General features: G+C 44.9%; 9 protein-coding genes. 4 read left to right on the top strand and 5 right to left on the bottom strand.

Features of this window, described 5'->3' with window-relative positions; genetic code table 11:
* On the bottom strand, positions 1-221 hold a 221-nt coding region (locus PTE_RS26040; RefSeq protein WP_209435502.1), incomplete at its 3' end, for a hypothetical protein.
* Between the two features lie 45 nt (positions 222-266).
* Here PTE_RS26040 and PTE_RS15490 point away from each other — a divergent pair.
* Positions 267-506, top strand: a complete 240-nt coding sequence (locus tag PTE_RS15490) for a FitA-like ribbon-helix-helix domain-containing protein (protein WP_036848206.1) — start codon at positions 267-269, stop codon at positions 504-506.
* On the top strand, positions 503-922 hold the full coding sequence (locus tag PTE_RS15485; protein ID WP_036848204.1) for a type II toxin-antitoxin system VapC family toxin: 420 nt from the start codon (positions 503-505) through the stop codon (positions 920-922). The genes PTE_RS15490 and PTE_RS15485 overlap by 4 nt, the downstream gene beginning before the upstream one ends.
* Before the next feature lie 99 nt (positions 923-1,021).
* Here the strand turns inward: PTE_RS15485 and yfaE are convergent, their stop codons facing one another.
* The 4 genes from yfaE to ubiG form a co-directional block, all read right to left on the bottom strand.
* On the bottom strand, positions 1,022-1,288 hold the full coding sequence (yfaE, locus tag PTE_RS15480) for a class I ribonucleotide reductase maintenance protein YfaE (RefSeq protein WP_036848202.1): 267 nt from the start codon (positions 1,286-1,288) through the stop codon (positions 1,022-1,024).
* Positions 1,288-2,418, bottom strand: coding sequence for a class Ia ribonucleoside-diphosphate reductase subunit beta (nrdB, locus tag PTE_RS15475; protein ID WP_036848200.1), 1,131 nt, complete (start codon positions 2,416-2,418; stop codon positions 1,288-1,290). The genes yfaE and nrdB overlap by 1 nt, the downstream gene beginning before the upstream one ends.
* Before the next feature lie 12 nt (positions 2,419-2,430).
* Complete coding sequence (gene nrdA / locus PTE_RS15470; protein ID WP_036848199.1) at positions 2,431-4,722, bottom strand: class 1a ribonucleoside-diphosphate reductase subunit alpha; 2,292 nt, start codon at positions 4,720-4,722, stop codon at positions 2,431-2,433.
* 366 nt (positions 4,723-5,088) lie between these two features.
* Entirely contained in the window at positions 5,089-5,811 is a 723-nt protein-coding gene (ubiG, locus tag PTE_RS15465) for a bifunctional 2-polyprenyl-6-hydroxyphenol methylase/3-demethylubiquinol 3-O-methyltransferase UbiG (protein ID WP_036848197.1), read from the bottom strand.
* A 167-nt stretch (positions 5,812-5,978) separates the two neighbouring features.
* Between ubiG and gyrA the strand changes: the two genes are divergently transcribed.
* Positions 5,979-8,606: a DNA topoisomerase (ATP-hydrolyzing) subunit A gene (gene gyrA, locus PTE_RS15460; RefSeq protein ID WP_036848196.1), complete on the top strand. Its 2,628-nt coding sequence runs from the start codon at positions 5,979-5,981 to the stop codon at positions 8,604-8,606.
* Between the two features lie 173 nt (positions 8,607-8,779).
* Positions 8,780-11,626 carry a two-component system sensor histidine kinase RcsC gene (rcsC, locus tag PTE_RS15455; protein WP_071992991.1) on the top strand — a complete coding sequence of 949 codons (2,847 nt, stop codon included), beginning with the start codon at positions 8,780-8,782 and terminating at the stop codon, positions 11,624-11,626.
* Positions 11,627-11,685 lie beyond the last annotated feature (59 nt).

The following is an 11,685-nucleotide window of genomic DNA, read 5'->3' as shown; positions in this document are numbered from 1 at the left end:
GGCTTAAACCCTACCACATTAACCGTTTTATCCATTTTTTTATTGCATTGTTTTTTATGATTTGCTTCGTAAAATAATGGCAAGAAAACGCTTAACTCTCTGTTATTCGAATAATATTTTTTTTGCTGATTTCTTTTCAACTCTTTGTTAATGGTTAATGGACTTTGATTGAATGTAATTAACTCTCTTTCTATCCCATATGCTTGCAGGTATGATTGCAATAATATATATTGCTTGCAATGCATGCTAAATGAGGAAATGAATTTATGCCATCTATTACTGTCAGAAATGTACCGGACGAAGTGCATCGCGCCTTGCGGGTACGTGCAGCCACACACGGTCGTAGTGCTGAGGCCGAAATCCGGTTTATTCTGGAAAACGCCGTACAACCTGCTGGGCGTATCAAGCTGGGTTCCTTGCTGGCAAAAATCGGCCGCGAGGCGGGGGGCGTCGATCTTGAGATTGAGCGTGATAAGACACCTGCCGAGCCGATGAGTTTTGAATGATACTGCTAGATACGAACGTGGTTTCCGAGCCGCTGCGGCTCAGTGGTCACTCCGCTGTGGTTGCCTGGATAGATGAACAGAATGTCGAGACGCTTTACCTGGCCGCGATCAGCTTGGCTGAGCTTCGCTTTGGGGTCGCAGTGCTGCCCAATGGTAAGCGCAAAGATACTCTGCATAGAAACCTAGAGCGGAGTGTTGTTCCCTTGTTTACCGGTCGCATCTTGCCGTTCGATGCGGCCGCTTCGGAAGCTTATGCCGAGATCATGGCGCGAGCGAAGAGCGAGGGGAAAGCCATCGGGAAGGCTGACGGGTATATTGCGGCTATCGCAGCGGCGAATGGGCTGATTGTTGCAACCCGCGACACATCACCCTTTGAAGCTGCCGGGCTTACTGTTATTAACCCTTGGAAGGGCTAATAACATAGTTGTTATTACTTTGGGTTTACATTCTTGGTGCGTGTAATAATGAGCAAATAATCATTATTATCTGCCCACCATGAAGACCAATCTTAATGATTAAAGCTCAATCTCAATATCACTGAGTGGATGGCAGCAGCAGGGTAGAATTTCGCCTTCATTGACAAAAGCCAGTGGCTTACGCCGATAGCCTACTTTACCTTTTACCAATCTGACACGGCAGGAGCCGCAATAACCTTCACGGCACTGGTATTCAGCCTGTACTTTACCTTGTTCCAGCGCTTCCAGCAGACTGTTATGTAGCTCAGGAGAGCTGTGAATATGATAACCCTGCATACCATGCAGGGTTATTTTATAGCTTGTCATCAGAGTTCAAAGTCACTTAGGTCTTCTGGGTTAACTTCAGCATCAATCTGACCAACCAAATAGGAACTGACTTCAACTTCCTGTGGCGCGACTTGAACGTTATCGGACACCAGCCAAGAGTTAATCCACGGAATTGGGTTAGAACGTGTTTCAAATGGCAGTTTTAGCCCAACAGCCTGCATACGGATATTGGTGATGTATTCAACATACTGACACAGAATATCTCTATTCAAACCGATCATAGAACCTTCTTTGAACAGGTAATCCGCCCACTCTTTTTCTTGCTCCGCCGCCTGAACAAACAGGTCGTAACACTGTTGTTCACACTCTTTGGCGATTTCAGCCATTTCCGGGTCATCCTGACCAGAGCGCAACAGATTCAGCATGTGCTGAGTGCCTGTCAGATGCAGTGCTTCGTCACGGGCAATCAGTTTGATGATTTTAGCGTTACCTTCCATCAGTTCGCGTTCGGCAAAAGCAAATGAACAGGCAAAGCTGACGTAGAAGCGGATCGCTTCCAGTGCGTTAACGCTCATCAGGCATAGATACAACTGCTTTTTTAGTTCACGCAGACTGGTAGTAATGGTTTTACCCGCAACCTGATGCGTTCCTTCACCAAACAACTGGTAGTTGTTGGTCATCTCAATCAGATCATCGTAGTAAGCGGAAATATCTTTCGCACGTTTCAGAATTTCTTCATTAGTGACAATATCATCAAACACAACCGCCGGATCGTTAACGATATTACGGATGATGTGCGTATAAGAACGTGAGTGAATCGTCTCGGAAAAAGACCAGGTTTCAACCCAGGTCTCCAGCTCAGGAATGGAGATCAAGGGCAGAAACGCCACGTTCGGGCTGCGACCCTGAATAGAGTCCAACAGCGTTTGGTATTTCAGGTTACTAATGAAAATATGCTTTTCATGATCCGGCAACGCATTGTAGTCAATACGGTCGCGGGACACGTCAACTTCTTCCGGACGCCAGAAGAAGGAGAGCTGTTTTTCGATCAGTTTCTCAAAAATCGGGTACTTTTGCTGGTCATAACGGGCTACGTTTACCGGCTGACCAAAGAACATCGGTTCCTGTAACTGATCGTTTTTTACCTGCGAAAAGGTGGTATAGGCCATAACTTCCTCAAATTAAATCTTACACGCGCCGCCTTCACAATCGGAATCAGCCGATTCCACGACTTCTTCCAGGTCACCCTGAACGTCTTCCGCACCATCACGTGTATTGTGGTAATACAGTGTCTTCACACCATATTTGTAGGCGAGCAGCAAATCTTTCAGCAGTTGATTCATCGGCACTTTTCCACTAGGGAAACGTGTCGGATCATAGTTGGTATTGGCAGAGATCGACTGATCGATAAATTTCTGCATGATACCAACCAACTGCAAGTAGCCATCATTACCCGGCATTTGCCACAGCAGTTCATAAGCGCCTTTCAGACGTTCATATTCCGGTACAACCTGACGCAAAATGCCATCTTTTGATGCTTTGATGCTGATGTAACCACGAGGCGGTTCAATGCCGTTGGTGGCGTTAGAGATCTGTGAAGATGTCTCTGACGGCATCAAAGAGGATAATGTTGAATTACGCAGACCATGTTGTTTGATATCACGGCGCAACGTTTCCCAATCATAGTGCAGTGGCTCATTGACCAATGTATCCAGCGTTTTTTTGTAGGTATCAATAGGCAGGATACCTTCAGAATAGGTGGTTTCGTTAAACCACGGGCAAGCGCCTTGCTCTTTCGCCAGCTCATTAGAGGCTTTCAACAGGTAATACTGAATAGCTTCAAATGTTTTGTGCGTCAGGTTGTTAGCGCTGCCATCTGAATAACGCGCGCCATGTTTTGCCAGATAATAAGCGTAGTTGATGACACCAATACCTAAAGTACGGCGACCCATTGCCCCTTGTTTTGCGGCAATGATCGGGTAGTCCTGATAATCAAGCAGGGCGTCAAGCGCACGGACAGCCAGAGTTGCCAGTTCTTCCAGCTCATCAAGATTTTCAATCGCACCCAGGTTGAATGCGGACAGCGTACACAGCGCGATTTCGCCGTTTTTATCATTGATATCATTCAATGGCTTGGTTGGCAGTGCAATTTCCAGACACAAATTTGACTGGCGCACAGGGGCGACTGATGGATCAAATGGGCTGTGAGTGTTGCAGTGGTCTACGTTCTGAATGTAGATACGTCCGGTGGAAGCACGTTCCTGCATCATCAGAGAGAAGAGATCAACCGCTTTCAGGCGTTGCTGACGGATATTGCTGTCCTGCTCATATTGAGTATACAGGCGCTCAAATTCATCCTGGTCAGCAAAGAATGCATTATATAATCCAGGGACGTCAGATGGGCTGAACAGGGTAATATCTTCACCTTTGATCAGGCGCTCATACATTAATTTGTTGAGCTGTACGCCGTAGTCCATATGACGGACACGGTTGCCTTCAACGCCACGGTTGTTTTTCAGCACCAGCAGGCTTTCAACTTCCAGATGCCACAGTGGATAGAACAGCGTCGCGGCACCGCCACGAACACCTCCCTGTGAACAGGATTTTACCGCTGTCTGAAAATGTTTGTAGAACGGAATACAGCCGGTGTGGAAGGCTTCACCGTTACGAATTGGGCTGCCCAATGCACGAATACGGCCCGCGTTGATGCCAATACCTGCGCGTTGGGAAACATATTTCACAATGGCGCTGGAGGTGGCATTAATCGAATCCAGGCTGTCGTCACACTCAATCAGCACGCAGGAGCTGAATTGACGGGTAGGGGTGCGGACACCTGCCATGATGGGAGTCGGCAGGGAAATTTTAAACGTGGAAGCCGCGTCGTAAAAACGACGAATATAGCCCAGACGGGTTTCTTTCGGATAACCGGAGAACAGGCAGGCGGCTACCAGAATATAAAGGAACTGGGCGCTCTCATAAATTTCACCGGTAACACGATTTTGAACCAGATATTTACCTTCGAGCTGTTTGACCGCGGCGTAAGAGAAATTCATATCACGCCAGTGGTCAATAAACTCGTTCATTTGCTCGAATTCTTCTTTCGAGTAGTCTGCCAGCAAGTGTTTGTCATATTTGCCCATTTCCACCATACGGGATACGTGATCATACAGGGCTGGTGGCTCAAATTGACCGTAGGCTTTTTTACGCAGGTTGAAAATTGCCAGGCGGGCTGCCAGATACTGATAGTCTGGCGCATCACCGGAGATAAGGTCCGCAGCAGCTTTGATCATCGTCTCGTGAATATCTGAGGTTTTGATACTGTCGTAAAATTGGATTTGGGAACGCAGTTCTACTTGTGATACCGAGACATTTTTCAGACCGTCGGCTGCCCAGTTAATAACCCGGTGGATTTTCTCAAGGTCAATTCGTTCTTTGTGGCCATCACGCTTTGTTACTAGCAGACTATGGTTCATGGACAGGCATACCTTACATTTACTTTCAGACTTGCTCCCACCTGCTTTGTGTCTTTACTCAGACCAAAACATAACCCCCTCAGTGGTGAAGAAACCAACGAGAGAGTAGTGGTAATGGAATGTTAAGGAACACAATATGTAGGGGGTACACTAAATAATGACAACAAGATAATGTTAAAAACAGCTTTTATCAAGTGTACAAAAACACGGATTTTTGTGGATAACTTGAGGACTAAATTTATTAAAAAGCCGGAAGCCTGCATCATTACTAGCGGTTACCTTGACAGGAACACCGGCAAAAATGAGTAAAAAAATTCCTGAAAATAGGGTTTATTTGCCGTTTTATTAATCTATCAGATGAATATGTCAGACATACTGGGTGTGTAACATATAATTAACGTCCACATTGTGACCGAGGTTAAATTTATCCGTTAGCGGATTATAATGCAGGCCGATAATGTGCTGTTCTTGCAGTGGCGTTCTGTCAATCCAGCCGATTAATTCTGATGGGCGGATAAATTTCTTCGCATCATGGGTTCCCTTTGGCACCATTTTCAAAATATATTCCGCACCGATTACCGCCATAAGCCAGGCTTTTTTGTTGCGGTTAATGGTAGAGAAAAAGACGTGCCCACCGGGTTTGACTAATTGCGCACAGGCACGGACAACCGACTGTGGGTCCGGTACATGCTCCAACATTTCCATACAGGTGACGATATCATAAGCCTGTGGATATTTTTCTGCGTGGCTTTCTACGGTCTCCTGTACATAAGTCACAGGGATGCCTGTTTCAAGGGCGTGCAGTCTGGCTACCTGAAGCGGTTCAGTACCCATATCGAGCCCGGTCACGTCTGTACCTTCACGGGCCATGCTTTCCGACAAAATGCCGCCGCCACAACCCACGTCCAAGATTTTCTTACCGAAAATGCCTGCGGAACGCTGCAAAATATAATTCAGGCGCAGTGGATTAATCCGATGCAGTGGCTGAAATTCACCGTCCAAATCCCACCAGCGGGAAGCAACCGCTTCAAATTTCTCTATTTCCTGTTGGTCAACATTGCTTGTTGTGGAGGGGGTGTTAACGTTCATCAGCGGTTGTCGCTCCTTAAACTTGCTTTACAGGTGGATTTACTCCGTTTTAGTCATAGTATACATGGCTTAATTTTTAAATACCCGTATCTGATTTTTATAAAACTGTTGATTTGTGGTATAGTTCTAAACCTTTGAATCCGGAATTATGAGGGATAGTGGGCTTCATGAGCGACATTGCCAGAGAAATCACACCGGTCAATATCGAAGAAGAGCTGAAAAGCTCGTATCTGGATTATGCGATGTCTGTTATTGTCGGGCGCGCACTACCAGATGTTCGAGATGGACTGAAGCCGGTACACCGTCGCGTACTTTTCGCAATGAGTGTACTGGGAAATGATTGGAATAAACCCTACAAGAAGTCTGCCCGTGTTGTCGGCGACGTCATCGGTAAATACCACCCACATGGGGACAGCGCGGTCTACGACACGATTGTTCGTATGGCGCAGCCGTTTTCCCTGCGCTATATGTTGGTCGATGGTCAGGGTAACTTTGGGTCAGTCGATGGTGACTCAGCCGCGGCGATGCGTTACACCGAAGTGCGTATGTCGAAAATTGCCCATGAGCTGCTGGCGGATCTGGAAAAAGAGACTGTCGATTTTGTGCCGAACTATGATGGTACAGAGCAGATCCCGGAAGTTATGCCGACCAAAGTACCTAATCTGCTGATCAACGGTTCTTCGGGTATCGCAGTGGGTATGGCGACTAACATTCCTCCTCATAACTTATCCGAAGTTATTGATGGTTGTCTGGCTTATATTGAAGATGAAAACATCAGCATTGAAGGGCTGATGCAGTATATTCCTGGCCCGGATTTCCCGACTGCTGCGATCATTAATGGTCGTCGGGGTATTCAGGAGGCTTACCGGACTGGCCGCGGTAAAATTTATATCCGCGCCCGTGCTGAAATTGAAGTTGATGAGAAAAATGGCCGTGAAACTATCCTGGTTCACGAAATTCCTTATCAGGTCAACAAAGCCCGCCTGATTGAAAAAATTGCCGAACTGGTGAAAGAGAAACGCATCGAAGGGATTAGTGCTCTTCGTGACGAATCTGATAAAGACGGCATGCGTATTGTGATCGAAGTGAAACGTGATGCTGTGGGGGAAGTGGTTCTGAATAACCTCTATTCCTTGACTCAGCTTCAGGTTTCTTTTGGTATCAATATGGTGGCTCTGCATCAGGGGCAACCAAAGCTGTTGAATCTGAAAGATATTCTTTCTGCGTTTGTCAGCCATCGCCGCGAAGTGGTCACTCGTCGCACGGTCTTTGAATTACGTAAAGCCCGTGATCGTGCCCATATTCTTGAAGCATTGGCGGTGGCGCTGGCGAATATCGATCCAATTATCGAACTGATTCGCCGTGCTCCGGCACCGGCCGAGGCAAAAGCCGCATTAATTGCTCAACCGTGGGAGTTAGGCAATGTTGCTTCTATGCTGGAGCGTGCCGGTGATGATGCCGCCCGTCCTGAATGGTTGGAGCCCCAATATGGCGTGCATGAGGGTAAATATTATCTGACCGAGCAACAGGCACAGGCAATTCTGGATCTGCGTTTGCAGAAACTGACTGGCCTTGAGCATGAAAAATTGCTGGATGAATACCGTGAATTGCTGGCATTAATCGGCGAACTGATGTTCATTCTGGAAAACCCGGAGCGCCTGATGGAGGTGATCCGTGAAGAGCTGTTGGCAATTAAAGCGCAATATAATGACGCCCGCCGTACTGAAATCACGGAGAACACCGCTGATATCAATATCGAAGATCTGATTAATCAGGAAGATGTTGTTGTCACATTGTCACATCAGGGGTATGTCAAATATCAGCCATTGTCTGACTATGAAGCGCAACGCCGTGGTGGTAAAGGGAAATCCGCAGCACGTATCAAACAAGAAGATTTCATTGACAGGCTGCTGGTGGCGAATACTCACGATACGATCCTTTGCTTCTCCAGCCGTGGCCGCCTGTACTGGATGAAGGTTTATCAATTACCTGAGGCCAGCCGTGGTGCTCGCGGTCGTCCGATTGTGAACCTTTTGCCGCTGGAGCAAGATGAGCGAATTACTGCGATTCTGCCGGTGCGTGAATATGAAGAAGGGCTGTATGTCTTTATGGCTACGGCCAGTGGGACAGTGAAGAAAACGGCATTACAAGATTTCAGCCGTCCGCGCAGTGCCGGTATTCTTGCGGTTAATCTCAATGAAGGTGATGAGCTGATCGGCGTTGACCTGACTAACGGCAGTAACGAAGTTATGTTGTTCTCCGCTGAGGGTAAAGTTGTCCGCTTTGAAGAGGGCGCTGTTCGTTCAATGGGGCGTACAGCTACTGGTGTACGTGGTATCAAACTGAGCGGTGAAGACAAAGTTGTTTCCCTGATTATCCCGCGTGGAGAAGGGGAGATTCTGACTGTCACTGAAAATGGTTACGGTAAACGTACCGCTGAAAACGAGTATCCAATCAAATCCCGTGCAACTCAGGGGGTTATCTCAATTAAAGTCAGCGAGCGTAATGGTAATGTGGTCGGCGCAATTCAGGTTGATCCCACTGATCAGATTATGATGATTACCGATGCTGGTACATTGGTACGTACCAGGGTATCTGAGGTCAGCGTTGTTGGCCGGAATACTCAGGGTGTAACACTGATTCGTACCGCTGAGGATGAGAAAGTTGTCGGCTTGCAACGGGTTGCTGAACCTGAAGATGATGACGATGGGCTGGCGGAAGAAGGGGAGGAATTGGAAAACGATAATACCCATTCATCTGATGCTGGCAACAGCGAGTCAATTGACCCGGTTTAAGTGAAGACATTTTTTCACTCAATGAAGAAACAGGTACTTTGGTACCTGTTTTTTTTTAAAAAGATTTTGATTAATATCGAAATATGCAACAGGTGATTCTTTGTGATCCTTGAACTCTGGTATATCCTGTCATTCATTACATTGAATGATGTTCGTTGTTATCAGGTAGCCTTTTGAGATATCTTTCTTCTTTTCGTACATCGCTGAAAATATCCCGTTATCTTTTTCGGGTGCTTGGTTTTATGTTGTGGGCATTGGGCGCCTTATTAACGGCTTTTTACCTGGTTAACATTTTTAATGAAGTAAAGTCTGATATCCGGCAAGAATACAATGCTAATTATGATTCCACACTCTCTTATGTGCGTCATACAGCCAGTGTTTTGCGGGATATTCAATATATGACAGAAAAGCATTTGCTCAATTCTAATGAAAAAATTGCTATTCTCGATGTTCCACATAATAACCCGGCGTTTTCTTATCATCCTTTGAATCAAAGCGCTGATTGCCATACCTTTCGCAAAAATACCCATAGTTATTTAAATTCGTTGAATAACCTGATCTTTTATTGGAAAGATAATCTTGCCGCTCCTCAGGGTTTGAATCAGGTTTTCCTGGTGGGAACGAAAAGTATGTGTATGGTGAATTTTTCTATTCGTAATACCACGACTGAACTTGATACGCTGAAAAAAATAGTCTATGAGAACTCACGCAGACTGATTAGCTTGAAAGATCAGGGTAAAGAACGAAATGTTTATTGGGTTACGCCTGGAGCAAGATCTGATAGCGGCCATCTCTATGTGTTGGCACCGGTATATGTCAATGGTCAGATGGTTGCAATGATAGGTATTGAACAGTTCATCAGATTAGATACTTTTATTCAAAGACAAGACCGTCCGATTTCAATAACCTTATTAAATCGCAGTAATCAACCGGTTTTGCACTATCCGGCAAATGACGAGTACAAACTTCATTATGCCGATTATCAGCTGGAAGCACCTTATTTTGGCTATGATGATAATTTTACTGATTTATTGTTAAAACGTCGGCTAATGCCATCTTCATTCAGTATCATTTACGCGCTTCCACTGAAAAACATTTTCGAGGGTTTTAAACTACAGATTATTAGCAGTATTGTGCTTAATGTACTATCTGCTTTTGTCATTATTACTTTGGTGTATCTGTTTGAGCGTAAGATGTTTGTTCCGGCTGAAGAAAATGCCATTCGTCTGGAGGAGCATGAACAGTTTAATCATAAAATTGTCGCTTCAGCCCCGGTTGGGATCAGTATATTGCGGGTAAGTGATGGCAGTAATATTCTGAGTAATGAGTTGGCGCATAATTATTTGAGAATGCTGACTCATGAAGACCGGGAACGTATTATTCATATTATTTGTGACAGAACCAGCAGTTATGTTGATGTGGTAACCAGTAATCATCATCATTTGCAAATCAGTTTTGTCCATTCCCGCTACAGAAATGAAGAGGTGGCAATTTGTGTATTGGTTGATATTAGTGTCCGTGTACGGATGGAAAAATCATTACAGGAAATGGCATTGGCATCGGAACAGGCTAACTACTCTAAATCGATGTTTTTGGCCACGGTCAGCCATGAATTGAGAACGCCTCTTTACGGTATTATTGGCAATCTGGAGTTGTTACAGGCTCATTCATTGCCGGCTGAATCTGTTCGTTTGTTATCAACAATGAGTAACTCTTCGGCTCTGTTGCTGAAAATTATCAGTGATATTCTCGATTTCTCAAAGATTGAATCTAAACAGCTCAAAATTGAATCCAGAGAATTTTCCTGTCAGGAAGTTATCTCTCATGTTATTTCTAACTATCTGCCGTTAGTTGTGAAAAAGCCGTTGACTTTATATTGCTATATCGAACCGGATGTACCGGATTATATCCGCAATGATCCTGTTAGATTGCAGCAGGTCATCTCTAACTTGTTAAATAATGCGATTAAATTCACTGATACTGGGTGTGTGATTATTCATATGACAGTGGATAGCGATTACTTGTACGTCAGAATAAAGGACACGGGAGTCGGTATTTCTGATAAAGCGCTGACTCAGTTGTTTGATCCGTTTTTTCAAATAATGCCAAATATGGAAAGCTCATCTCAGGGAACCGGTCTTGGCCTGGCAATTTGTGAAAAATTGATCAACCTGATGGATGGTGATATTGAAGTGATTTCACAGCCACAGATAGGCAGTATGTTCTCTATCCGCTTGCCTTTATACAACGCGAAATATAAGCCAAAAATTCAGCTAACAAATGAGCATCAGCAAAAAGTTATTTTGGCTATACGTAATCTTTATCTTGAGGATTTTTTACAGCGTTTTCTGATTCATCATGGTTTACACATTGTTTTATATAGTGGTCAGAACACTGATGGCAGTGAAATTATTATCAGTGATTTCCCTGATGCCGTGACTTCCTCCGTATATGCTTGTATTGAGTTATCGACGGACTATATTGGCTCGCCGGAACAAATCAGAAAAAGTTATTGGCTACATAATACTTACCATTTGCATGATTTACCCATACTGATTGAGAAGCTGATTTCACCGGGTAATAACGAGGTGTTGAATACCGTATTGCCTGTTTTACCGGCAAATACCCCGTTTAATACGATTACCCCGTTTAATACTATTATGGTTTTGGTGGTGGATGATCATCCTATCAACCGCCATTTATTGACTGACCAGTTGAAATCTATTGGTTTTCAGACAGCGATGGCGAATGATGGATTAGATGCGCTGGAGTATTTGCAGAAAGGGCGTGTTGATATCATTCTGACGGATGTCAATATGCCTAATATGGATGGTTATGCATTGACAACGCATTTACGCAATGCAGAGTATGCGCTGCCGATTATTGGTATTACGGCAAATGCACTTGCAGAAGAAAAGCAACGCTGTATTGATGCAGGAATGAATGACTGTTTGTCTAAGCCTGTTTCTCTGATTACGCTTAGACAAATATTGAGTGAGGTCAGGAATATTGGCACCTGAAATAATGCCCGGTACAAGTAGCTGCCGGGCATCAGAATGACTTTCATTTTAAAATAACG

Origin of the sequence: Photorhabdus khanii NC19, from assembly GCF_000517265.1 — a bacterium.
Classification (GTDB): domain Bacteria; phylum Pseudomonadota; class Gammaproteobacteria; order Enterobacterales; family Enterobacteriaceae; genus Photorhabdus; species Photorhabdus khanii.
This window is presented reverse-complemented; position numbering and strand designations above follow the sequence as displayed.

What these genes read in the sequence shown, in the direction of transcription:
- nrdA (WP_036848199.1), bottom strand. Translation starts at nt 4,722, where the DNA reads ATGAACCATAGTCTGCTAGTAACAAAGCGTGATGGCCACAAAGAACGA.
- PTE_RS15490 (WP_036848206.1), top strand. Translation starts at nt 267, where the DNA reads ATGCCATCTATTACTGTCAGAAATGTACCGGACGAAGTGCATCGCGCC.
- gyrA (WP_036848196.1), top strand. Translation starts at nt 5,979, where the DNA reads ATGAGCGACATTGCCAGAGAAATCACACCGGTCAATATCGAAGAAGAG.
- nrdB (WP_036848200.1), bottom strand. Translation starts at nt 2,418, where the DNA reads ATGGCCTATACCACCTTTTCGCAGGTAAAAAACGATCAGTTACAGGAA.
- PTE_RS15485 (WP_036848204.1), top strand. Translation starts at nt 503, where the DNA reads ATGATACTGCTAGATACGAACGTGGTTTCCGAGCCGCTGCGGCTCAGT.
- ubiG (WP_036848197.1), bottom strand. Translation starts at nt 5,811, where the DNA reads ATGAACGTTAACACCCCCTCCACAACAAGCAATGTTGACCAACAGGAA.
- yfaE (WP_036848202.1), bottom strand. Translation starts at nt 1,288, where the DNA reads ATGACAAGCTATAAAATAACCCTGCATGGTATGCAGGGTTATCATATT.